The organism is Halomonas daqiaonensis (assembly GCF_900109725.1).
GTDB classification, from domain to species: domain Bacteria; phylum Pseudomonadota; class Gammaproteobacteria; order Pseudomonadales; family Halomonadaceae; genus Halomonas; species Halomonas daqiaonensis.
In genome coordinates, this window is the sequence record NZ_FOBC01000017.1 from 67710 (window position 1) to 88796 (window position 21087).

Here is a 21087-nt window from a genome sequence, read left to right on the forward strand (position 1 = left end):
GCGTTCAGTCGCGATCGATGGTGAAGGGGGACCAGGTCTGGCGTGTCGGCATGACTTCCAGCCGGTTGATGTTGATGTGGTCCGGAAGCGTTGCCACGTGGAATATCTGCTCGGCGATGTCTTCGGCTTGCAGCGGCGTGGTGCCGCTGTAGAGGGCATCCGAGGCGGCCTGGTCGCCCTTGGTGCGCACCAGGGTGAACTCGGTCTCGGCCATTCCGGGCGCGATGTCGGTGACCCTGACGCCGGTGCCCTTGAGGTCGCAGCGCAGGTTGTAGCTGAACTGTTCGACGAACGCCTTGGTGGCACCATAGACGTGGCCACCGGGGTAGGGCCAGCTGCCGGCCACCGAGCCGATGTTGATGATGCTTGCCCCGGCACCGGTGGCGATCAGCCGTGCCAGCATGGCATGGGTGACGTTGACCAGCCCGGTGATGTTGGTGTCGATCATGGTGTGCCAGTCGGCGAGGTCCACCTCCTGGGCCGGCTTGGGGGCGAGCGCCAGGCCGGCATTGTTGACCAGGCAGGTGACCTCACGAAACTCGGCGGGTAGTTCCTCGACCGCACGGGCCACCGCCTCGGCGTCTCGCACGTCCAGGGTGAGGGTCAGCACCGGGACCTTGTTGCCGATGTCCTGCTCGAGTGCCTCCAGGCGTTCGCTGCGACGGCCGGTGAGGATCAGCGACCAGCCAGCGGCGGCGAAGCGGTAGGCGGCGGCGCGGCCGAAGCCGGAAGTGGCACCGGTGATCATGGCGACAGGCATGGAAGTTCTCCTCCTCGAAAATTGTCGTTTTGAATTCCGCATCATAAGCCGAGCCTAGCTGCGTCTCCAGCGGTCGGACGCCACGGGGCCGTATTGACGCCGGGTAATGGCCGACGTTTACAGGTCTGCCAGTTGCCAGACGTCATAGGCCGGCTCTTCGTAGGGATGGGCGAGTTTCAAGGCGGCGATCGCCGGCTGGATCAGCTCGTCCGCGCAGGCCAGCTCCACCTTCAGCTCCTCCACCTGCTCCAGGTCGCCGACCTGCCCGATGTGCGGGTCGGCGCCTTCCAGGGGCCGGAACTGTCCGGTGCCCGGGGTCTGGAAGCAGCAGGCCTCGTAGTCGCCGATGCGCCCCGCCCCGGTGGCGAAGACGGCTTCCTTGACGGCCTCGGCATCTTCTACTGGCACGAAGAAGGCTAACTTGTACATGGTCTCTACTCCTCTCTTCCTGCGTGAACGTCCTACCGTTGTGCCATATCACGGTGCTGACGTCAGCCTTGCCATTCCCTGCCATAGCCGCCGATAACGCCGCTTCCGTTTAGGGCCAGGATATCTCCCTCCTGTTTTGACAGCCCCGACCGGACTGGCGACCCTCATGGCATCGAATCAAAGGAGCGCAGCCGCATGTCCATCAACGAGACCCTCGTATCACTGCTGTCGGATGCCGGGCTGACGCCGCGGGGCGAGCCGCAGGCCCTGAGTGGAGGCGATATCGCCGAGGTCTTCCGCCTGGCGACCGACCAGGGTGAGGTGGTGGTCAAGCATGATGACCCCGAGCGGCTGGCTGGCGAGGCCGACGGCCTTCGCGCGCTGCGCGGGGCCGGCAGCGGCTTGATCGTGCCCGAGGTGCTTGGCGAGGATCAAGGTTACCTGGTAATGGAGGCATTGGCGCCGGGGCGATCCTCCGGTGACGAGGCGAGTCTCGGCGAGGGGCTGCGTCGGCTCCACTCGGTGACTGGTGACGCGCATGGCTGGCCGCGGGACAACGCCTGCGGGCGCACACCCCAGCCCAATGCCCCCTTGGCCGATGGCCGTGCCTTCCAGCGTGAGCGGCGCCTGCTGCCGCTCGCCGAGGCCTGCCAGACGCGCGGGCTGATGGATGCGCGGCTGCGGCGCCGAGTCGAAGCCATCGCCCACGGCCTGGAGGCCTGGCTGCCGGACGCTCCGGCGAGCCTGATGCATGGCGATCTCTGGTCGGGCAATGTGCTCTTTTCGCCGCAGGGGCCAGCGATTATCGACCCGGCCGTCTATCGCCACTATCCGGAGGTGGATCTCGCCATGCTGACGCTGTTCGGCTCGCCCGGCGAGAGCTTCTTCGAGGCCTACTGGAACGGCGGGGCCCCGGCCGACTGGCCGCGGCGCGAGACACTCTTCCAGCTTTATCCTTTGCTCAACCACCTGCTGCTGTTCGGAGGCAGCTACCGTGGGGCGGTCGAGCGGACGGTATCGCGACTGGAAACCGCCTGACCAGGGCACACCTTATACATTCGCTCAACCTTTGCCGATCACCTTCAGCCAGCGCAGGCCTCGCTGCCACAAGCTCGGCGCCTCGCTGGCATCGCTAGGTAGCAAGCCGGGGCGAGGCCGGTCGAGGAAGTCGGCGATGGGACGGACCTGGCTGTCTCGGTCGAGCATCGGGGCGTGTCCGCAGCCCGGCACCTCGAGACTGGCCAGGTCGGGCTGTGCCTCGACCATGCGGGTCACGCTCTCGGCCTTGAGCAGCGGTGAGTCCTCGCCGCGGACGACCATCACCGGGCAGCGGATCGCCGCCCAGTCGGTCCAGGTGTCGCGGGGTGTGTCGTGGACGAATTGCTCACTGATGCGCGGGTCGTAGTGGTAGGTCCAGCTACCGTCCGGCAGCCGCCGGGCGCTGTCCAGGGCGAGGCGTCGCCAGGCGTCGTCGCTGTCGATGCCGAAGCCGGTGTAGTGGCGTCTGAGCTCGGCCTCGAGCTCGCTGAAGCGGGGGAAGCGATGGGGCACACCGAAATAGCTGGCCAGCTCCGCGAGCCCCTTGGGGTCGAGTTCTGGGCCCACGTCGTTGAGCACCAGCCGCTCGATGCGCGATGACGTTTCGGGCTCGGCGGCCATCAGCATGCCGATCAGCCCGCCCATGGAGGTGCCTACCCAAGGCACCTGCTCGAGGCCGAAGTGGTCGAGTACCGCGACTGCTACGTTCATGTAGTGGGCGTAGAGATAGTCCTGGGCGGGGTAGAGTGACCAGCTGGACAGGCCGCGTCCGGGGGTGTCCGGGGCCAGGACCCGCCACCCGGGGCCAAGCACGCGGGCGAAGGCGGCGAAGTCCCCGCCGTGACGGGCCAGGCCATGCCAGGCGATGACGGTACGTGGTGCGTTGGGGTGCCAGATGCGCACGGCGATCTCAAGCTCCCTCACCCTGACGAGTTTCAGAGCGTCCATGGGCGTTCTCCCTCATTGGCTATGCTGCGTGGCAGCATAGCGGAAACTCCCGAGCTTTCGACAAAGATTGCTGTTTTCCCGAAAAGACGACAGTGGATTCGCTACTGAAACATGCGAAAATGAATGTAAGTCTGACCGTAAAGAAACCGAGGATGTACCGATGACCCGTCACCGCACCCTTCGTCGTGCTCTGCTGCCGGCACTGATTGCATCGGCCTTCGCCGTGCCCCTGCAGGCGGCCGACCTGTTGACGATCACCCGAGACGCGCTAAAGAACAATGCCGAGCTGGCCTCGGCCCGGTCACAGACCGATAGCGTCGAGGCGGGGCTGGACGTGCAGCAGGCGGACCTGCGGCCTCAGGTCAACGGTTCGGGGAACCTGACCCACAATCGCCAGTACGAGAGCCAGCAGACGGATACTCGCTTCAGCGGTGGTGGTGGGGGAGACGACTACAATGGCGTCGGCTTGACGCTGGAGGCCACCCAGGCGCTCTTCGACGCTCGCAATGCCCGTGAGGTAGAGCAGGCCGAGCGTCAGATCGACCAGCAGACTTACCAACTGGCCGCCACCGAGCAACAGGTACTGATCGACGTGTCCACGGCCTACTTCGAGATCCTGCGGGCCTTCGAGGTACTGGAGGCGCGACGCGCTCAGGAACGTGCCATCGGCCGTCAGCTGGAGCAGGCCCGCGAGCAGTTCGAGGTGGGGCTGATTGCCATCACCGAGGTAGAGGAGGCTCAGGCCCGCTTTGACCAGTCGCGCGCCGAACGCATCGCTGCCGATAGCGACCTGCAGGTGCGCTTCGAGGTCCTCGAGCGCCTGACCGGCCAGCGCTACTCCAGCATCGATACGCTGGGGGAAGAGCTGCCCGTTCAGTTGCCCACCCCTAACGATCGCAGTGAATGGGTTGAGCTGGCCATGGCCAACAACCCTCTGGTCCTGGCCAGCGAGGCCGGCGTCGAGGTCTCGCGCAGCAGTGTCGAGATTGCCCGTGCTCAACGCCTACCGACGATCAATGCCTTCGCCAACTACAACTATGCCGACAATGATCGGAGTGGCGTGGAGGGGCACAGCTCCGCCAGCCAGGTTGGCCTTCGTGCTAGCCTGCCGCTTTATACCGGTGGGCGTACCCAGGCGAGTATCCGCCGGAACACCTACCAGTTGGAGTCCAGCCAGTACGACTTCGAGGCCCAGCGCCGCGAGACTGTCCAGCAGGTCCGCTCTCGTTTTACTCAGGTAAGTAATGACGTTTCCACGATAGAGGCCCGTTCCCAGGCGGTGGTCTCCAACCAGAGCGCCCTGGATGCCACGCGCGCCGGTTACGAGGTGGGCACCCGCAACATCGTCGATGTGCTCAACGCCGAGCAGAACCTCTACAACGCCATCGCAGAGCTTGCCAGTGCGCGCTACGACTACGTGATCAACCTGCTCTCCCTGCGCCAGCAGTCGGGGACCCTGGACGTGCCGGCCGTGGAGAAGGTCAACGCCTGGCTGGATGGCGATAGCGTCTCCTTTACCCTGCCGGAGGAGGGCGACCGCTATGACGGGGCCATGGATATCGGGGAGCCGCCACGTCCCCAGGGATGAACTTTAGCGGCCTAATGTTTACATCCATACAAGGATGAATGTAAGCTTCGTCAATCATCGACGACGCCAACGGGAACGACTGACACCATGAAAAAGATCTTCCGACACGGCCGGACGACGCTGCTCGTGCTGGCCGCGAGCCTGTTGCTGGCGGCTTGTGGTCAGGATGACGCCCCCCAGCAGGCCTCCGGCAACCAGGAGCGGCCCCCGCATCCGGTGGAAGTGACGCAGATGAGCCGTCAGGACATTCCCTTGGACAAGTCCTACCCTTCGCTGCTGAGAAGCGATGGCGAGGTCACCCTGGTGGCCCGTGTCACCGGCTTTCTCGAGCAGCGCCACTTCGAGGCCGGTCAGTTGGTGGAGCAGGGGCAGAAGCTCTACACCATCGAGCCGGACCTCTATCAGGCGGCGGTCAACCAGCGCGAGGCCGACCTGCAGAGTGCCCGCGCCGAGCTGGCTCGGGCCCAGCGTGATGCCGAGCGTTTCGAGCGGCTGCTGAGCCAGAACTCGGTGAGCCGCCAGCAGTATGACCAGGCGCGGGCCGAGCTGGCCGTCGCTCAGGCCGGTGTTGCCCAGGCGGAAGCCGCCCTGGCCAGCGCGCAGATAGACCTTGACTATGCCGAGGTCACCGCGCCCGTGTCCGGGATGATCAGTCTGAGCCAGGTCAACGTCGGCAACCTGGTGAGCTCCGGCACCGAGCTCGCCACCATCACGCCGCTCGATCCGCTGGAGGTTCGCTTCCAGTTGCCCCAGCGTGACGCCTTCGAACTGCGCCGCCAGATCGGCGAGCAGTCCGTCGAGGCGATCACTGCGGTGCTGCAGGTGCCGGGCATTGATGGCGACGCAGCGTCCCCCCTGCAGGGACGTTTGGACTTTCTGGATTCACGAATCGACCGGGATACTAGCACGGTGCAGGCCAGTGCCACTTTCCCTAATCCGGATGCCCAGGTACTGCCGGGCCAGTTCGCGCGAGTGAGCCTGGAAGGACTGAAACGTTTCGACGTGCTGGCTGTGCCCGAAATCGCCATCGGCCAGGGGTTGATGGGGCCCCAGGTATTTGTGCTCGACGGGGAGAGCGTGGCCCGGGCCCGCACCGTTCAACTGGGCGAGGTGGCCGGCCCCTGGCAGATCATCCGCGGCGGCCTGGAGGTTGGCGAGCGGGTGGTGGTCGGCGATCTCGCCGGCATCGAGCCCGGCACGACCATCGAGCCTCAGCCCTTCAATGGCGACGCCGAGCAGCTTATTGAGCAGTCCATGCAGGCCAACGCCCAGCAGCAGGGCGGGCCGTCGCAAAGCGGTGCGCCCGAGCAGGGTGGCCCATCGCCGCAGGGCGAAGCGACCGAAGGCGTCGAGGCAGAGCAAGCCGAGGCCGGCGGAGACGACGCCTCATGAGCTTCTCCAACTTCTTCATCAAGCGGCCGATCTTCGCCTCGGTGCTGGCGATCATCCTGACGCTGATCGGGGTGATGAGCATGCGGGTGCTGCCCATCGAGCAGTACCCCAGCGTGGTGCCGCCCACGGTCTCGGTACGCGCCCAGTTTCCCGGCGCCGATGCCGAGACAGTGGCCCAGACGGTGGCTGCCCCCTTGGCCGAGGCGATCAACGGCGTCGAGGACATGCTCTACATGACCTCGACCAGTGCCGACAACGGCACCATGAGCCTCAACGTGGCCTTCAACATCGGTACCGAGGGCGACATCAACACCATCAACGTCAACAACCGGGTGCAGGGGGCGCTGTCGCAGCTGCCCGAGGCAGTACAGGCTCAGGGCGTGACGGTGGAGCTGCAGTCGAGTTCGATCCTGATGCTGGTGGCGCTGATCTCGCCCGAAGGCGACTACAACAAGATCTTCATGCAGAACTACGCGACCCTCAACATTCTCGACGAGCTGCGCCAGGTACCCGGTGTCGGCAATGCCGAGGTGCTCGGGGGTGGCGAGTTTGCCATGCGCATCTGGATGGACCCCGACAAGCTGGCCCAGTATGACCTGACGCCCACCGAGGTGGCCGGCGCCATTCGTGCGCAGAATACCGAGGTGCCGGCGGGCAGCTTGGCGATGACGCCCCAGAGCGATCCGCGGGCCTTCAGCTATACCATTACGGCGGGGGGACGGCTCAACGACGTCGATGATTTCCGCGAGATCTTCCTGCGCACCAACCCGGACGGTTCGGCGCTGCGCCTCAATGACGTGGCACGCATCGAACTCGGCGCCTCCTTCTATGGGGTGGATGCCCGCCTGAATGGCGCGCCCATGTCACCGATCATCATCAACCAGCAGCCCGGGGCCAATGCCCTGGAGACGGCCGCGGCGGTCAAGGCGACCATGGCCGAGCTTGAGGGGCGTTTCCCGCCCGGGCTCGAACAGGTGGTGCCCTATGACACTACCCTGTTCATCGATGCCTCCGTCAATACCGTGACCAAGGTGTTCATCGAGGCCTTCCTGATCGTCGGCGTCATCCTGTTCATTTTCCTGCAGAACTGGCGCTTCACGGTGATCGCCATGTCAGTAGTCCCGGTCTCGGTACTTGCTACCTTCGCCGGCTTCTACATGTTCGGTTTTTCCATCAATCTGCTGACGCTGTTCGCCCTGGTGCTTTCCATCGGCATCGTGGTGGATGACGCCATCCTGGTGGTGGAGAACGTCGAACGGGTGCTGAGCGAGGACGAGGAGATCAGCGTTACCCAGGCCACCGTTCGCGCCATGAAGGAGGTGGGCGGTCCGGTGATCGCGACCTCGCTGATCATGGCCGCGGTGTTCGTGCCGGTGGCTTTCCTCGGTGGCTTCACCGGGCAGATCTACCAGCAGTTCGCGCTCACGGTGGCCATTTCGGTGGCGTTCTCAGCACTGATGGCGCTGACCTTCACACCGGCCCTGTCGGCAATCTTCATCAAACACAAGCCGGTAAACGGCAATGAAACGCGGTTTCGGCGCGCCATCAACACCCCATTGCGCCTCTTCGATCGCCTCTTCGCTGCCATCACCGCCGCCTACATGTGGGTGGTCAAGGTGCTGGTGCGTTTCTGGGGGCTGGCGCTGTTGCTCAGCGCCCTGGTGATCGGTGGCTCCTGGTGGCTCTACCAGAACACGCCCTCGACCCTGGTGCCGGAGACCGACCAGGGCATCGTGATGGCCAGCATACAGCTGCCGGACTCCGCCTCCCTGGCACGCACCCAGAGCTACATGGCCGAGCTGAACGCCCAGATCGAGGAGATCGATGGGGTCGAGTACAGCTCTGCCGTGGCGGGTTACGATATCCTTTCAAGCGCGGTCAACACCGCACGTGGCGTGATGTTCATCAACATGAAACCCTGGGGCGAGCGTGACCTGACCGCCAATGAGCTGGTCGGTAAGATCATGCAGCTTGGTGCCCAGACGCCTGGCGGTTCGGCCATGGCCTTCAACATGCCGCCGATCATGGGGCTCTCCACCACTGGGGGGTTTACCGGCTACCTGCAATCCTTCGAGGGCGTCTCTTCCCAGGAGCTTTTCCAAGCCTCGATGCAGGTGATGCAAGCGGCGGGCGAACATCCGGCGCTGCAGCGAGTCTTCACCACCTTCAACGTCAACGTGCCGGGCTACCGGGCCGAGATCGACCAGCAGAAGGCGCTCAGCTACGGCGTGGCGTTGAGGGATCTCTATGCCACCATGTCGAACACCTTCGGCAACGGCTTCGTCAACTACTTCAGCTATCAGAACCGCAACTTCCAGGTCTATCTGCAGAACGAGGACGAGTATCGCAAGACGCCGGATGACATCGCCAACGTCTATGTGCGCGGGGGTAACGGCGACAGGATCCCGCTCTCGGAGTTCGTGACCCTCGAGCGCCAGGCCAAGCCGGCGGTGGTGTCACGTTTCGGGGTCTACCTGGGTGCCCAGTTCCAGGGCGGCCCGGCGCCGGGTTACAGCTCCGGCCAGGCGGTTGCCGCCATGGAGGAGATCGTTCAGGAGACCCTGGGGGAAAACTGGGGCATGGGCTGGACCGGCACCGCTTACCAGGAGACCCAGATGGGCAACACCGCCACCCTGGCCATCGTCTTCGGGCTGCTGATGGTGTTCCTGATCCTGGCGGCCCAGTACGAGAGCTGGTCGCTGCCGCTGGCGGTGCTCACGGCGACGCCGTTCGCTTTCCTCGGCGGCATCGGCGGCATCGTGTTGCGTGGGCTCGACACCAGCGTCTACGTGGAGATCGGCATGCTGGTGGTGGTGGGACTGGCAGCCAAGAACGCCATCCTGATCGTGGAGTTTGCCGAGCTGCAACGCAAGGAGCAGGGTCAGTCGATTCGCGAGGCGGCCATCAGCGCGGCCCAGCTACGCTTCAGGCCCATCGTGATGACCTCGCTGGCATTCATCTTCGGCACCTTGCCGCTGGCGCTGGCCACCGGAGCAAGCGCTACCAGCAGCCACCATATCGGCACCACCGTGGCGGTGGGCATGGCCACAGTGGCGGTGCTGGGTAGCTGCTTCGTGCCGAGCTTCTACGCCATGATCGCAGTGATCTCCGACTGGCTGCGGCGCAAGGTACTCGGTGGTGACGTCGACCATCGCCCGACGGCAGGTGCCAGCCAGGGCTGAAGCCCGGGGCAGGTTTCAGCGCTCGACGCTGGAACCTCATGATCCTCAACCAGGACAAGGGGCGCCCCATCGGGAGCGCCCCTTTTTGTCAGGCGGGCCCTTGGAGGGTTTGTGGGGGCGACGGAGTGGGCGAAGGCGGGCAGCTCCTTGCCCCCTTCAGGCATGAGCTATCCACGCGAGTATCCGATGGTCTACGCTGAGGGCAGAAAGCTCATTCGTTGGCTAAGTATTGCCGGGAGATGCCAGCATGGAAACCGTAAGCCAGATTGCCCTGAGTTTCCCTGTGGTTGTGTTCAGCGTGCTGCTTGCGCTAGCCGCCCTCTATTGGCTTCTGGTGACACTGCGCCTGGCGCCGGTGGAGTGCTTCGAGCGCGACAGCCTCAAGGGCGACCACCTGGCCAGCACCCTGGTGGCGCTGGGCTTCGCCGGGGTGCCGGCCTCCTTTGCGCTGACGGTGTTGCTGGTACTGGCGGGGGCTATCACCCTGGCGGTGGAGCTTGCCGTGCTGCGCTGGCTGCCGCTGGGGCTGTTCCGAATTCCCATAGGGGTAGTCGTGCTCTGGGGAGCCTTTGCCCTCGCCTCGCCGCTGGCTGCGGCGTTATGCCATGCCCTGCATCGTTGGTTCCATCGTCATGCCCCGCAGCAGCGACGCTGCCTGCTCGGCGAGAGGGTGGACGTTAAAGCACAAGCGGATGCCGACGGCTTCGCCACGGCGGTGCTGGTCGACGACCCTGCCTGTCAGGTAACCCTGCATGGCAAGCCCGGCAATCTGCCGGAGGCAGGCGAGCGTCGGGTGCTGGTCAAGTACGTGAGCGAGGAGGACGCCTACCGCAGCGTGGTCGAGGCCGACTATCGCGAGGCGCGGGCTCATCTGAGCCGGCTGCGCCTGCATCAGCGAGGCGGCGGCGAGGGGCGTAACGGTGCCGCGGCCTCATCCTGAGGGGGGTGAGCGCATCAGTTGCAACTGGGTGTCCAGCAACAGCGTGCCGCGTTCGAGGATCGAGAACCGTTCGTGATTGCGCAACCAGTCGTGGAAGAGCCCGCCGAGCATCGCCTGCAGCAGTTCGGCGGCCACTTCCGGGCTGATCCCCGGACGCAAGTGGCCCAGGCGAGCTGCACAGCCGAAATAGTCGATCAGGGCCCCGCACGCCTCCTCGGCCATCTCGTTCTGCATCGCTAGCGGGTCGATGTCGCCGAAGACCTCGCAGTGATGGATGAGAATGGCGTGCACGCGCCGATACCGGGGCTGCTCGAGACGCTCGAAGCCCTTCAGGCAGGCCAGGCGGATTGCCTCGAGAGGGCGCTCGACGAGACTCGGGTCGCCAACCTCTTCCACCAACTCCTGGAAAGGCATGCGCACACGCTGCAGCATGGCGTGGAAGAGGTCGGCCTTGTTGCGAAAGTGCCAGTAGAGAGCGCCGCGGGTCATGTCGGCGTGACGGGCAATCTGTTCCAGGGAGGTGCGGGCCACGCCCTTTTCGAGGAAGACCTCCTCGGCGGCGTCCAGCAGGGCTTCCCGGGTAGCGGCGGCCTCGGTCTTGGTGCGTCTGGCCATGAAAGCAGGCCCTCCAGCGTTCTGGTGATGCCCTTAGTTTACTTGAATCGCCTCGCCTTTTACATACAATGATGTATGGATAATGACGTGCCGAGCATACCGCCCGGGCTCGTCTTCGGCGCGGCAGTGGCGTATAAGGGAACCATGAAAAACACCGTTCTGTAATGCAAGGAGCGCCCATGGCCCGTGCCCCCTTCGAACTCGCCGGCACCCGCGTGGCGGCAGGCTCGCGTAGCCAGATCGACGTGCCGGTAGCGCGCCTCTACACTCATGCTCCGCTCTATATTCCCGTCGAGGTGGTGCACGGCCGCCAGTCGGGCCCGGTGATGCTGGTCTGCGGCGGGATCCACGGCGACGAGATCAACGGCGTGGAGATCGTGCGCCGGCTGCTGCGCTCGAAGCAACTCCAGGGGCTGCGCGGTACGCTGATCGCCTCGCCGATTGTCAACGTCTTCGGTTTCGTTCAGCACAGCCGCTACCTGCCGGACCGTCGTGACCTCAACCGCTGCTTCCCGGGCAGTGAGTCAGGCTCGCTGGGTGGTCGGGTGGCGGCACTGTTCCGCGAGCAGATCGTCGATCACGCCACGCACATCGTCGACCTGCATACCGGCGCCATTCACCGTACCAATCTCCCGCAGATCCGGGCTCAACTGACCCCCGGGGGGGAGACTGAGCGCATGGCCAATGCCTTTGGCGCGCCGGTGATTCTCAACGCAGAGCTGCGCGAGGGCAGCCTGCGCCACTATGCGCAGAATCGCGGCATCCCGGTGCTTACCTACGAGGCCGGCGAGGCGCTGCGCTTCGACCAATGGGCGATCACCCCGGGGGTGCGGGGCGTGCTGCGCGTGATGCGTCGGCTGGGCATGTTGACCGGTGAGCATCGCCGTCGCCCGGTACCGGCTGCGGAGGTTGCCAACGGTTCGAGCTGGGCTCGGGCACCCATCGACGGCATCCTGCGCCCGAAGGTGCGCCTCGGGGCACGGGTATCAGAGGGCGAACTGCTGGGGCGAGTAGCGGACGCCTTCGGTAACGCCGAGGGCGAGGTGCGCTCCGTGGCTGATGGCATCGTCATCGGCATGAGTCGGTTGCCGCTGGCCAATGAAGGCGAGGCGCTGTTCCATATCGCTCGTTTCGATGCCATCGAGGAGGCCGAGAGTGCCATCGAGGACTTCCACTCCAGCCTGGAATCGCCTCCCGACCCGCTCAACTGAGCCGGCTAAAATACAGACGGCGCCGATTGCTCGGCGTCGTGTCCTGTCCGGGGGTGGGCCGACGGCCTCAGGCCACGGCGGCGGCTTCGTGCTCGGGAACCAGGCTCAAGGCATCGTCGAAGACACGCAGGCAGGCGCCGTCGAGATGACCGTTCTCGGAGAGGTGACGGCGGAACTTACGTCCGCCCGGCTGGCCCTGAAAGAGACCCAGCAGGTGGCGGGTGATGTGGTTGAGCTTGGCCCCTTCTTCCAGCCGCCGTGCGATGTAGGGGCGTAAGGCCCGGGCCGCCGCATGGCGGCTTTCTGCCGGGCCCGGCACGCCGTAGAGGGCCTCGTCGACGCCAGCGAGCAGCCAGGGGTTCTGGTAGGCCTCGCGACCGACCATCACGCTATCCACGAGTTCCAGCTGTTCCCGGCAGGCCTCGAGTGTCTTCAGGCCGCCGTTGATGCCGATATGCAGCTCGGGGCGGCTCGCCTTGAGACGGTGCACCCGCGGATAGTTGAGGGGCGGGATATCGCGGTTCTCCTTGGGCGATAGCCCCTCCAGCCACGCCTTGCGGGCATGCACGATGAAGGTGTCGCAACCGGCATCGGCCACAGTGGCGATGAAGCGCTCGAGATCGGCATCCTCGTCCTGGTCATCGATACCGATGCGGCACTTGACGGTGACCGGGATCGACACCGCCTCCTGCATGGCGTGCACGGCGGCGGCGACTTTCTCCGGATGACCCATCAGGCAGGCGCCGATCAGGTTGTTCTGCACCCGGTCGCTGGGGCAGCCGACGTTGAGGTTGACCTCGTCATAGCCCCACGCCTCGGCGATGGCCGCGCACTCGGCGAGCTCGCCCGCGTCGCTGCCGCCCAACTGCAGGGCGAGTGGATGCTCCACGTCATCGAAGCCCAGGAAACGCTCGCGCGGGCTGCCGTGCAGGATGGCGCCGGTGGTCACCATCTCGGTGTAGAGCAGGGCGCGCCGGGTCAGGGTCCGGGCGAACGCGCGGTAGTCGCGGGTCGTCCAGTCCATCATGGGGGCCACTGAAAATGTGCGGTCGAGTTCGGGCATCGCTATCACGGGGTTATGCGGGAAAGGGCCGGCATTCTAGCAAGACGGGGCGAATTTTGACCATCGTTGGTGGTCGCGGTGGGTTATCCAGAGCTCAGTGGCCTGGGTGTGAACCATTCTCGCCGGCGGCGCGGGCGATGGCGTCGGAGGCCCACTGGTTCAGGCTCTTGCCGGAGGCTTGCGCGGCGATGCTGGCCGCGGCGTGTACCTCGGGGGGAATGCGCAGCATCACACGGCCGGATGCCGGCTTGAGCGGCTCGCGGCCGGTGGCGCGGCAGTCCTCCAGGTAGTGGTCGACGGCCACATGGAAGGCGTCGGTCAGCTCCGCGACGCTCTCGCCGTGGAAGCTGATCCGGTCGGCGATCCCGAGCACATGGCCGACGAACACCTCGTCTTCGGCGTCGAACTCGATGCGGGCGGTGTAGCCCTTATACTTGATCACGTTGGTCATGGTCTGATTCCTCTCTCGTCCAGCCAGGCGCGCACGTCCTCGACCTGATACTTCTTGGCCTCCTTGCCGGGGTGGGGGCGGTGCAGGTAGAGCCGGCCACCGTCGCCCAGCTCGAAAGCGACGCGCGACCCGTCGCCTTCCCGCACCTCGCCGCCCAAGGCAACGACAAGCGCCTCGATGTCGGCGAACGCTATCCCGCTGGCTGTGGGATGACGATAGACGGCGCCAGGGTCCTGCGGTGCTTGGTTTTCATTCGATAATGATAGCGCCGGATGATATCAGCGTGCAACGCTCAGGCGTCGCGGCCGATGGCTCAGAGAGGGGAAACTGTTTCGCGTTGCTGCGAATTTGCTACAGGAAGGCTGTGATGCCCGTGAATGCTGGGGTGGGTTCCGATCCACATCGGTGCGACGGAGAAAGTACGTTCGAGCTGGGGTATCGGCATCACGGAACCGTGGGCCGCAGGGGTAGACGGCCCAGCCCTTGTTCTGTGGGGGCTCAAGATATTTTGCACCGGGCCGATCTATTGGTTGAACAGCGTCTTCACACCATAACAACGGCGAACCTCCATGCTTGCACGACTCAACCGGATAAACGTCAAATACACACTCGCCTTCATTGGCGTCGCTCTGGCGCTGCTGATCGTCTTTGCAGCCGATGCGCTGCTGGTCAACTCGATCAAGCAGCGCATGACCACCTTTAGCGGGGCCTTCAATCCTGCGATTTCTGCGGTGCTGAATGCCGATCGTGACCTCTACCAGGCCCGCCTGGCCGAACGGGAGCTGCTGGATGAAGCCCCCGGTAGCGAGGCCGCCGAGGCCTGGCGCCAGGACCACCTCGAGAACGCCGCCCAAGCCCAGGAGCGTATGGAGGCCTTTCTCGACTTGCTGAGTGACTACCCGACCATTACCCAGGCGCTTGGCGAGTTTGAAGCCCGTTTCTCCAAGTGGTTCGACGCCTCCACGGCGGTCTTTGACCTTCATGCAGCGGGCGACCTGGAAGGCGCCGCCGCCCAGCAGCAGAACGCCTCTCGCGTTGCCTTCCATGATCTGCGCGAGCTCTACAATGTGGCTGGCGAGCGCGCAGACGATGTCGGAGGGGCGCTCGAGGAGGAGACGCTGGCTAGCGTGGCCGTGCAACAACGCTGGGTGGCTGGCTTTGCCATCATCGTGTTTCTGCTGGCCTTGGCGGTGGCCCTGGTGGGTCCCAACCTGATGTCGCGGGCCATTCGCCAGGTGAGCGAACGCATACGCGACATCACCGAAGGCGAAGGGGACTTGACCGCGCGTATCCAGAGCCGCCGCCGCGATGAAATCGGCGAGCTGGCTTGCGAGTTCAACGCCTTCATTGCCCGAATGGATCGCAGTTTCCAGGCCGTGCGTGATAGCGCGCGCAGTGTCGGCCAGTCCTCCAGCAGCATCGCCGCTGGCAGCGAGGACCTGGCTTCTCGTACCGAGCAGCAGGCATCGGCGCTGCAGGAGACAGCCTCCAGCATGGAGGAGATGTCGTCCATCGTGTCCCAGAACAGCGAGACGGCCCGCCATGCCGACGGCGTTTCTACCGAAGCCGCCAACAAGGCCGAGCTGGGCATCCAGGAAGTCGAGCGGCTTGCAGAGATGATGCAGGCTCTCGAAGGCAGTTCACGTCGCGTGGGGGAGATCATCGAAGTCATCGACTCCATCGCCTTTCAGACCAACATCTTGGCGCTGAACGCCTCGGTGGAGGCGGCGCGGGCCGGTGAGCACGGCAAGGGGTTCGCCGTGGTCGCCAGCGAAGTGCGCATGCTGGCCAGTCGCAGTGCCCAGTCTGCCCAGGAGATCCGCCGCATGGTCGGGGAGATCAGTTCGCATATCGCCGATGGGGTGAAGCAGACCAACCGAAGCAAGGAAGGTTTCGAGGCCACTGTCACCGGTATTCGTCGGGTCTCAGGCCTGATGAACGAGATTGCGCTGGCGGTTAAGGAGCAGGAATTAGGCATTCAACAAGTGGGAACCGCCGTCACTCAGATGGATAGCGCCACTCAGCAGAATGTAAGTCTCGTCAGCGAAACCTCTCACGCCGCCTCAGAGATGCAAAGCACCGCCCAGCGCCTGCTCGACCTGGTCATGGCATTCAAACTGAGCGAAACCAGCGACACCATGCCTTCGAGGCCGGCCGTCTCACTGCCAGCGAAATCCGCTGCTCGTTTGTCGCTAGCCGATGCCAGTGAAGCTGAATGGGAGGCTTGGGAGACAAGTCACAGCTAGGGACTGATAGGCCCTCATGGCTGACAGTCACGGCAGCCTGTAGCCCGAGCTGTTCCTGCCGGAGTCCACAGGCCTTCACGATGCCACTGCTGGGTAAGATCATCTCGGTAGGGGCGGCAAAACTCGACACGCAGAAACACCAAGGCCCGCATCAGCGGGCCTTGGTGCTCGGCGTCTTGCGACGCGATGGGTCTGTCTGATCGGTGATCAGATGACTTCGATGTTCGAAGCCTGCAGGCCTTTCTTGCCCTGAACCACATCGAAGGAGACCTGCTGGCCGTCCTGAAGGGACTTGAAGCCGTCTGCCTTGATTTCGGAGAAATGGGCAAAGAGATCATCGCCACCGTCGGTCGGGGTAATGAAGCCAAAGCCTTTTGCGTCGTTGAACCACTTAACTGTGCCAGTAGACATATTCTGTCTCCTTTAGCGCTATGCGCTTGATACGAATTACCGGGTAATGCCCCGAGTGCTAGTGGGTCAAACAAGGGGATATAACCAGACAACCGAAAGGATTCGACTACTACTGACAATATGCATCTTGCTTACCAACTGCTGCTACGGTGTCACGTATAGCGCCCGTCGTCAATGCCTTGTGTGACGTTGCGGGTATCCCGATATGGTAGAGGAGGAAGTCGAGGTCGCAGCTGGCGTCTCTCGACCATAGCCACCCCTAGCTACCACCATTCAGGAGGAGCAGAACATGAGCGGCGATCTTACCGAGAATCAAATGGAGCTTCTGGCTCGAGTGCTGCAGCATGGCGGGACCTTGGCTTCACCCTTCGGTCACCCGGGCGAGGACAGCCTGCTGGAGGAGGTGCTTGAGAACATCGACGACCTCGAGGCCAGGGGACTGATCATGGTCAACCGCACGCGAGGGAGCGATGAGCCTGAGCGTATCACCCTGAGCGAGCAGGGCTATGACGCCCTGGGCATGGCTTAGGAGCCGTCCGACGACGCGGGAGGCCATCGACTTGACCCTGATTACCGGGGGCAGGTGCGATAGGGTATCCAGGGAGCAGAGCAGTATCGTCCCGGCATTGCCGGCAACAGCTGTCGGCAACAACAGGAGGCAGATTCATGGCGGAGAGGAAGCAGGAACTGGAGGCACTGCGTGACGAGCTGATCGACCGGTTCGAGCGCTACAAGGCCCACAAGGAGCAGCGGGACGGCCCGCTGGATAAGGACATGGAGGACCAGTCCATCGAGTTGCAGAACGATGAGGTGGTCGAGGCGCTGCAGCAGGAAGCCGAGGATGAGCTTCGCCAGGTCATGCATGCCCTCAAGCGCATAGACGAAGGCGAGGGTGATGTCTGCGAGCAGTGTGACGAGCCCATCGATGCTCGCCGGCTGAAGGCCGTACCCTACACTACGGTCTGTCGCGAGTGTGCCGAGCTCGGCTGAGCGGCCGCCCCGTGGACGGGAATGATGGTAGTCTAGCGTCTCAGCGACCGGGCGGGAGGCGTGCATGACGGCGTGGTATCGAGTAATGGGGGCTGGTTTGCTGCTGGTGTGGCTGGTCGGCTGCAGCGGTGGCGAGGAGGAGGCGGCGTCCGAGCCTGCCGAGTCGACCACCACGGCCGAGCCCCGCGAGCCTTCGTCGGAGGCGTCCGCCGAGGCGCCCGAGGTGCCTCCCTTCGACCAGCCGGTGATGATCGACGTCTCGTCCCGCTTAGGTAGCGATCGGCGCCTGACAGTGGAGGGCGAGACCAACTTGCCCGAGGCGACCCGCTTGCAGGTCCTGGTGAAACGCGAGCTCAGCGGGATGCGCTGGCGCGAACGCGTCTCGGTGGAGGAGGGTGGCTTCATGGCCGGCCCCTTCGGCCCCGGCAGCGGTCTACCCGATGGTGGCTATCGCGTCACGGTCGAGGTGCAGGAGGGTAGCGTGCAGCCACAGTCCGTGCGTGATCGCCTGGGCGCTGAGAACGAGCACCTCAGTGGTCCCCTGGTGGAACAGTCGCGTCATGGCCTGGGGCAGGTGGCCAGCTACAGCCAGCGTTATCTGGTGGGCAACGAGGCGCGCCGCACCGTCGATAATGTCGAAGTACTGGAGGTGGAGTGACGCCTCAGAGCGGCTGGAGGCGCCAGTGGGCCACGAGCTTGCCGACCAGGCGGCAGGCCGGAGACCAGGGCATGGCTTCATCGCTGTTCTTGCGATAGAACACCAGCTCACCGGTGGGGCCCTGGTTGACCCGGCGAATGGCCAGGATGCCGTCATCGTCGATCAGGTAGAGGCCGGGCTGGCGGAAGATTTCGCTGGGAGCGATGGCGACCAGGTCCCCCTCAGCGAGGAAGTCGAACTGTTCGCCCGGGGCGGGGGTGACCAGGTGGCAATCGCCGTCCCAGCGTTGGCCGGGGACTAGCTCGATCGGCAGGTCGATGCCCTTCTGCCTGCCATCCTGCCACGGTAGTGGCGGGTGGCTGTGCAGGAAGAGGGGCGTAGCCCGAGTGCCCGTTTCTTCGAGCAGGCGCGACAGCGGGCAGTTCAGGGCCTGGGCCAATGCCACCAGCCTCTCGTGGCCGATCTGCCTGATGGCACCGGATTCCCAGTAGGAAATGGTGACATCGGACACGCCGACCCGGCGCGCCAGGGCCGCCTTATTGAGCTTGGCCTCCAGCCGAAGTTCCTTGATTCGCGGGCCGAGGGTATCCATCTAGGCATCCTGTGGGATATTGAGTCGGGTGATCATCTGTGATCGATTTTCATGGTGCAAGGGCCGGTATCAACGGTGATTCTGCATTCAACCCCTGCATCAATGCTGGCTCATCACTCGCCACGACACTTGCTCGCCAGTCCCTTCCCCGCTCTGCTCGAGCTTTCCAGCAGCGCATCGACCACGGCCCGGCCGATGCCGCTGGAGGCACCGGTGACCAAGGCCGTGAAGCCGTCGGGGAGTCGCGAGAGCATGAAGAGCCTTGTGTGGGGAATTCGGGCTCAAGCATAAATCACGAAGCGGGGGAGATGATTCCCGGTCACGGCTGCCCGGCGTCGACCAGGTGCGTATAATGCGGGGCATTCGCCCGCCCGGCAGGGCAGGGCAAGCCTCACACCACCGACAGGACCAAGGACGACATGACCGTACGCACTCGTATCGCGCCGTCACCCACCGGCGACCCCCATGTGGGCACCGCCTATATCGCCCTGTTCAATCTCTGTTTCGCCCGCCAGTACGGTGGCCAGTTCATCCTTCGCATCGAGGACACCGACCGGGTACGTTCGACCGCGGAGTCCGAGCAGATGATACTCGACTCGCTGCGCTGGCTAGGGCTGGAATGGGACGAAGGTCCTGATGTGGGGGGGGCTCATGGCCCGTACCGCCAGAGCGAGCGCGGCGACATCTATGGGGAATATGCCCGTCAGCTGGTCGAGGCCGACCATGCCTTCAAGTGCTACCGCACCAGCGAGGAGCTCGACGAACTGCGCGAGGCGCGCAAGGCCGCCGGCATGCACCTGGCTCTCAAGCCTGCCGACCTCGCCCTGTCTGCCGAGGAGCAGGCGCGCCGAGAGAAGGAGGGCTGGCCCTTCGTGGTACGCATGAAGGTGCCCGCCAGCGGCAGCTGCGTGATCGATGACATGCTGCGTGGGGCGATCGAGGTCGATTGGGCCCAGGTGGATGCCCAGATCCTTCTCAAGTCCGACGGCATGCCCACCTATCACCTGGCCAACGTGGTCGATGACCACCTGATGGGTATCACTCATGTGCTACGCGGCGAGGAATGGATCAACTCGGCGCCCAAGCACCAACTGCTCTACGAGTACCTTGGCTGGGAGATGCCGCAGCTCTGCCATATGCCGCTGCTGCGTAACCCCGACAAGTCCAAGCTCTCCAAGCGCAAGAACCCTACCTCCATCAACTACTACCGGCGCATGGGCTACCTGCCCCAGGCGGTGATCAACTACCTGGGGCGCATGGGCTGGTCGATGCCTGACGAGCGCGAGAAGTTCAGCCTGGACGAGATGATGAGCCACTTCGATGTCCAGCGAGTGTCGCTTGGTGGGCCAGTGTTCGACCTGGAGAAGCTGACCTGGCTCAACGGCGTCTACATCCGCGAGGAACTCGACGACAAGGCCTTCCTCAAGGCGCTGATGGAATGGGCCTTCAATGAAGAGTACGTCAGCCAGATCCTGCCCCAGGTGCGTCCACGGGTGGAGACGCTCTCCCAGGTAGTGCCCCTGGCCGGTCATTTCTTCTCGGGCCTGCCGGCCATTGATGAGGGGAGCTTCGATGAGGTCAAGCTCTCCCGTGAAGAGCTGCTCAGGCTGCTGCAGTTCCTGGTATGGCGCTTCGAGGGCGTCCCGGCCTGGCACAAGGAAGCGTTGCTGGAGGAGGTCAAGACGCTGGCCGGCCACTTCGAGCTGAAGATGAAAGCCTTCCTGGCCCCGGTGTTCATCGCTATCACTGGCTCTAGCTCGAGCACCTCGGTGATGGACGCCATGGCGATACTGGGTTCCGACATGACCCGGGCACGCCTGCGCCATGCCATCGAGGTGCTGGGCGGCGTTTCCAAGAAGCAGGCCAAGCGCTTCGAAAAAGAGTATCGCGAGCTCGCGTGATTTGCTGTTGACGAAGATGGGGCTTATCAGTAACATACGCCCCGTCTTCGAGAGATTGGGGCCTTAGCTCAGCTGGGAGAGCGCGACACTGGCAGTGTCGAGGTCAGCGGTTCGATCCCGCTAGGCTCCACCAAGATTTCATATCGAGGATGCTGCGTCCCATTCGTCTAGTGGTCCAGGACACCGCCCTTTCACGGCGGTAACAGGGGTTCGAACCCCCTATGGGACGCCACCTTCTGACGCATTATCCTCCCTCGTGCTTTTTCCTGATCGGACGGTAACTTCGCGTGCCTGTTGTTTTGCCCTTACTGTCTGTGCGGCAGCGTGCTTAGCGAAAATCCGCGTAAACCCTCGCCCATTCGGGCGGGGATACAAGCGAGAGTCGCGCAGCGACTCTATTCGGGGGTCGCTTGCGCTTGCACATAGCCCTTGAGCATCTCGATCGTTGCCCCACCCGCACTACAAGCAAAATACGACCGTGACCACAAAGCAGTGCTTTTGCTCAACATTGGGATATGCGTGTTCAAGAAGCACACCCGCCGGGGGACGTGGATTTCAAGTTGTTGACCATCACGCTGACCAACAGCTTCGGCGGATATTCAACGAGCAGGTGAACATGGTCTTCTTCACCATCGAACTCAAGGATGCGGCAGTCGAGTTTCTCGCAAGCCG

At 64.1% G+C, this 21087-nt stretch carries 21 protein-coding genes, 2 tRNA genes and 1 pseudogene; 13 read left to right on the forward strand and 11 right to left on the reverse strand.

Translation table 11 applies throughout. From position 1 onward, the window contains the following. Window positions 1-4: 4 nt before the first annotated feature. Together BMY30_RS13510 and BMY30_RS13515 are read right to left on the reverse strand one after the other, a co-directional pair. On the reverse strand, window positions 5-760 hold the full coding sequence (locus BMY30_RS13510) for an SDR family NAD(P)-dependent oxidoreductase (protein WP_089714570.1): 756 nt from the start codon (window positions 758-760) through the stop codon (window positions 5-7). A 117-nt stretch (window positions 761-877) separates the two neighbouring features. Continuing rightward, complete coding sequence (locus BMY30_RS13515; RefSeq protein WP_089714572.1) at window positions 878-1189, reverse strand: YqfO family protein; 312 nt, start codon at window positions 1187-1189, stop codon at window positions 878-880. A gap of 201 nt (window positions 1190-1390) precedes the next feature. Between BMY30_RS13515 and BMY30_RS13520 the strand changes: the two genes are divergently transcribed. Next, a complete protein-coding gene (locus tag BMY30_RS13520; protein ID WP_425283458.1) occupies window positions 1391-2227 on the forward strand; it encodes a fructosamine kinase family protein in 837 nt (278 codons plus the stop codon). Between the two features lie 24 nt (window positions 2228-2251). Here BMY30_RS13520 and BMY30_RS13525 read toward each other — a convergent pair whose 3' ends face one another. Further along, the gene (locus BMY30_RS13525) at window positions 2252-3175 is read right to left on the reverse strand and encodes an alpha/beta fold hydrolase (RefSeq protein ID WP_089714576.1); all 924 of its coding nucleotides are present in this window, start codon (window positions 3173-3175) and stop codon (window positions 2252-2254) included. Window positions 3176-3335: 160 nt separating this feature from the next. On the opposite strand from BMY30_RS13525, the gene BMY30_RS13530 reads away from it, so the two are divergent. The 4 genes from BMY30_RS13530 (at window position 3336) to BMY30_RS13545 (ending at window position 10277) form a co-directional block, all read left to right on the forward strand. After that, complete coding sequence (locus BMY30_RS13530) at window positions 3336-4763, forward strand: TolC family outer membrane protein (protein ID WP_089714578.1); 1428 nt, start codon at window positions 3336-3338, stop codon at window positions 4761-4763. Between the two features lie 87 nt (window positions 4764-4850). Continuing rightward, on the forward strand, window positions 4851-6155 hold the full coding sequence (locus BMY30_RS13535) for an efflux RND transporter periplasmic adaptor subunit (protein ID WP_089714580.1): 1305 nt from the start codon (window positions 4851-4853) through the stop codon (window positions 6153-6155). Beyond that, window positions 6152-9337 (forward strand): efflux RND transporter permease subunit, encoded by a 3186-nt coding sequence (locus tag BMY30_RS13540; RefSeq protein ID WP_089714582.1) that lies wholly within the window; start codon window positions 6152-6154, stop codon window positions 9335-9337. Before BMY30_RS13535 ends, BMY30_RS13540 begins: the two co-directional genes overlap by 4 nt. Window positions 9338-9584: 247 nt before the next feature. Then, the gene (locus BMY30_RS13545) at window positions 9585-10277 is read left to right on the forward strand and encodes a hypothetical protein (RefSeq protein WP_089714584.1); all 693 of its coding nucleotides are present in this window, start codon (window positions 9585-9587) and stop codon (window positions 10275-10277) included. Here the strand turns inward: BMY30_RS13545 and BMY30_RS13550 are convergent. Next, window positions 10269-10892: a TetR family transcriptional regulator gene (locus tag BMY30_RS13550; RefSeq protein WP_089714586.1), complete on the reverse strand. Its 624-nt coding sequence runs from the start codon at window positions 10890-10892 to the stop codon at window positions 10269-10271. The two genes, BMY30_RS13545 and BMY30_RS13550, sit on opposite strands and share 9 nt — an antisense overlap. Before the next feature lie 179 nt (window positions 10893-11071). Here BMY30_RS13550 and BMY30_RS13555 point away from each other — a divergent pair, with 179 nt between their 5' ends. After that, window positions 11072-12103, forward strand: a complete 1032-nt coding sequence (locus BMY30_RS13555; protein WP_089714588.1) for a succinylglutamate desuccinylase/aspartoacylase family protein — start codon at window positions 11072-11074, stop codon at window positions 12101-12103. A 67-nt stretch (window positions 12104-12170) separates the two neighbouring features. Here BMY30_RS13555 and dusA read toward each other — a convergent pair whose 3' ends face one another. From dusA to BMY30_RS18000, 3 genes are all read right to left on the reverse strand, one after another. Next, window positions 12171-13166, reverse strand: coding sequence for a tRNA dihydrouridine(20/20a) synthase DusA (gene dusA / locus BMY30_RS13560; protein WP_089714590.1), 996 nt, complete (start codon window positions 13164-13166; stop codon window positions 12171-12173). Between the two features lie 94 nt (window positions 13167-13260). Further along, window positions 13261-13617, reverse strand: coding sequence for a type II toxin-antitoxin system HicB family antitoxin (locus BMY30_RS13565; protein WP_089714592.1), 357 nt, complete (start codon window positions 13615-13617; stop codon window positions 13261-13263). After that, the gene (locus BMY30_RS18000) at window positions 13614-13811 is read right to left on the reverse strand and encodes a type II toxin-antitoxin system HicA family toxin (RefSeq protein ID WP_342027791.1); all 198 of its coding nucleotides are present in this window, start codon (window positions 13809-13811) and stop codon (window positions 13614-13616) included. The genes BMY30_RS13565 and BMY30_RS18000 overlap by 4 nt, the downstream gene beginning before the upstream one ends. A 375-nt stretch (window positions 13812-14186) precedes the next feature. On the opposite strand from BMY30_RS18000, the gene BMY30_RS13575 reads away from it, so the two are divergent. Beyond that, window positions 14187-15863: a methyl-accepting chemotaxis protein gene (locus BMY30_RS13575; protein ID WP_089714594.1), complete on the forward strand. Its 1677-nt coding sequence runs from the start codon at window positions 14187-14189 to the stop codon at window positions 15861-15863. Window positions 15864-16070: 207 nt separating this feature from the next. Here the strand turns inward: BMY30_RS13575 and BMY30_RS13580 are convergent, their stop codons facing one another. Continuing rightward, window positions 16071-16274 (reverse strand): cold-shock protein, encoded by a 204-nt coding sequence (locus tag BMY30_RS13580; protein ID WP_089714596.1) that lies wholly within the window; start codon window positions 16272-16274, stop codon window positions 16071-16073. 289 nt (window positions 16275-16563) lie between these two features. Here BMY30_RS13580 and BMY30_RS13585 point away from each other — a divergent pair, with 289 nt between their 5' ends. The 3 genes from BMY30_RS13585 to BMY30_RS13595 all read left to right on the forward strand — a co-directional run bounded on the left by BMY30_RS13585 (window position 16564) and on the right by BMY30_RS13595 (window position 17922). Next, window positions 16564-16803, forward strand: coding sequence for a hypothetical protein (locus BMY30_RS13585; RefSeq protein ID WP_089714598.1), 240 nt, complete (start codon window positions 16564-16566; stop codon window positions 16801-16803). A 137-nt stretch (window positions 16804-16940) separates the two neighbouring features. Continuing rightward, window positions 16941-17264 carry a TraR/DksA family transcriptional regulator gene (locus BMY30_RS13590; protein WP_089714600.1) on the forward strand — a complete coding sequence of 108 codons (324 nt, stop codon included), beginning with the start codon at window positions 16941-16943 and terminating at the stop codon, window positions 17262-17264. 64 nt (window positions 17265-17328) lie between these two features. Beyond that, a complete protein-coding gene (locus BMY30_RS13595; RefSeq protein ID WP_089714602.1) occupies window positions 17329-17922 on the forward strand; it encodes a hypothetical protein in 594 nt (197 codons plus the stop codon). A gap of 4 nt (window positions 17923-17926) precedes the next feature. Here the strand turns inward: BMY30_RS13595 and BMY30_RS13600 are convergent, their stop codons facing one another. Together BMY30_RS13600 and BMY30_RS18005 are read right to left on the reverse strand one after the other, a co-directional pair. Continuing rightward, complete coding sequence (locus BMY30_RS13600; RefSeq protein ID WP_089714604.1) at window positions 17927-18514, reverse strand: helix-turn-helix domain-containing protein; 588 nt, start codon at window positions 18512-18514, stop codon at window positions 17927-17929. Between the two features lie 113 nt (window positions 18515-18627). Next, window positions 18628-18768, reverse strand: coding sequence for an SDR family oxidoreductase (locus tag BMY30_RS18005; protein ID WP_211607341.1), 141 nt, complete (start codon window positions 18766-18768; stop codon window positions 18628-18630). 165 nt (window positions 18769-18933) lie between these two features. On the opposite strand from BMY30_RS18005, the gene gltX reads away from it, so the two are divergent. The 3 genes from gltX to BMY30_RS13615 all read left to right on the forward strand — a co-directional run bounded on the left by gltX (window position 18934) and on the right by BMY30_RS13615 (window position 20647). Beyond that, on the forward strand, window positions 18934-20415 hold the full coding sequence (gene gltX, locus BMY30_RS13605; RefSeq protein ID WP_089714606.1) for a glutamate--tRNA ligase: 1482 nt from the start codon (window positions 18934-18936) through the stop codon (window positions 20413-20415). 57 nt (window positions 20416-20472) lie between these two features. Then, a tRNA-Ala gene (locus tag BMY30_RS13610) sits at window positions 20473-20548 on the forward strand. A gap of 23 nt (window positions 20549-20571) precedes the next feature. Then, window positions 20572-20647, forward strand: a tRNA-Glu gene (locus BMY30_RS13615). Window positions 20648-20810: 163 nt separating this feature from the next. On the opposite strand, the pseudogene tnpA reads toward BMY30_RS13615, so the two are convergent. Then, a pseudogene (gene tnpA / locus BMY30_RS13620) lies at window positions 20811-21087 on the reverse strand (IS200/IS605 family transposase); the annotation flags it as partial.

Coding starts and splice junctions, on each gene's coding strand:
- BMY30_RS13550 (WP_089714586.1), bottom strand. CDS start 10,892: ATGGCCAGACGCACCAAGACCGAGGCCGCCGCTACCCGGGAAGCCCTG.
- BMY30_RS13515 (WP_089714572.1), bottom strand. CDS start 1,189: ATGTACAAGTTAGCCTTCTTCGTGCCAGTAGAAGATGCCGAGGCCGTC.
- BMY30_RS13600 (WP_089714604.1), bottom strand. CDS start 18,514: ATGGATACCCTCGGCCCGCGAATCAAGGAACTTCGGCTGGAGGCCAAG.
- BMY30_RS13585 (WP_089714598.1), top strand. CDS start 16,564: ATGAGCGGCGATCTTACCGAGAATCAAATGGAGCTTCTGGCTCGAGTG.
- gltX (WP_089714606.1), top strand. CDS start 18,934: ATGACCGTACGCACTCGTATCGCGCCGTCACCCACCGGCGACCCCCAT.
- BMY30_RS13535 (WP_089714580.1), top strand. CDS start 4,851: ATGAAAAAGATCTTCCGACACGGCCGGACGACGCTGCTCGTGCTGGCC.
- BMY30_RS13510 (WP_089714570.1), bottom strand. CDS start 760: ATGCCTGTCGCCATGATCACCGGTGCCACTTCCGGCTTCGGCCGCGCC.
- BMY30_RS13525 (WP_089714576.1), bottom strand. CDS start 3,175: ATGGACGCTCTGAAACTCGTCAGGGTGAGGGAGCTTGAGATCGCCGTG.
- dusA (WP_089714590.1), bottom strand. CDS start 13,166: ATGCCCGAACTCGACCGCACATTTTCAGTGGCCCCCATGATGGACTGG.
- BMY30_RS13590 (WP_089714600.1), top strand. CDS start 16,941: ATGGCGGAGAGGAAGCAGGAACTGGAGGCACTGCGTGACGAGCTGATC.
- BMY30_RS13565 (WP_089714592.1), bottom strand. CDS start 13,617: ATGACCAACGTGATCAAGTATAAGGGCTACACCGCCCGCATCGAGTTC.
- BMY30_RS13580 (WP_089714596.1), bottom strand. CDS start 16,274: ATGTCTACTGGCACAGTTAAGTGGTTCAACGACGCAAAAGGCTTTGGC.
- BMY30_RS13545 (WP_089714584.1), top strand. CDS start 9,585: ATGGAAACCGTAAGCCAGATTGCCCTGAGTTTCCCTGTGGTTGTGTTC.
- BMY30_RS18005 (WP_211607341.1), bottom strand. CDS start 18,768: ATGCTCTCGCGACTCCCCGACGGCTTCACGGCCTTGGTCACCGGTGCC.
- BMY30_RS13595 (WP_089714602.1), top strand. CDS start 17,329: ATGACGGCGTGGTATCGAGTAATGGGGGCTGGTTTGCTGCTGGTGTGG.
- BMY30_RS13530 (WP_089714578.1), top strand. CDS start 3,336: ATGACCCGTCACCGCACCCTTCGTCGTGCTCTGCTGCCGGCACTGATT.
- BMY30_RS13540 (WP_089714582.1), top strand. CDS start 6,152: ATGAGCTTCTCCAACTTCTTCATCAAGCGGCCGATCTTCGCCTCGGTG.
- BMY30_RS13555 (WP_089714588.1), top strand. CDS start 11,072: ATGGCCCGTGCCCCCTTCGAACTCGCCGGCACCCGCGTGGCGGCAGGC.
- BMY30_RS13575 (WP_089714594.1), top strand. CDS start 14,187: ATGCTTGCACGACTCAACCGGATAAACGTCAAATACACACTCGCCTTC.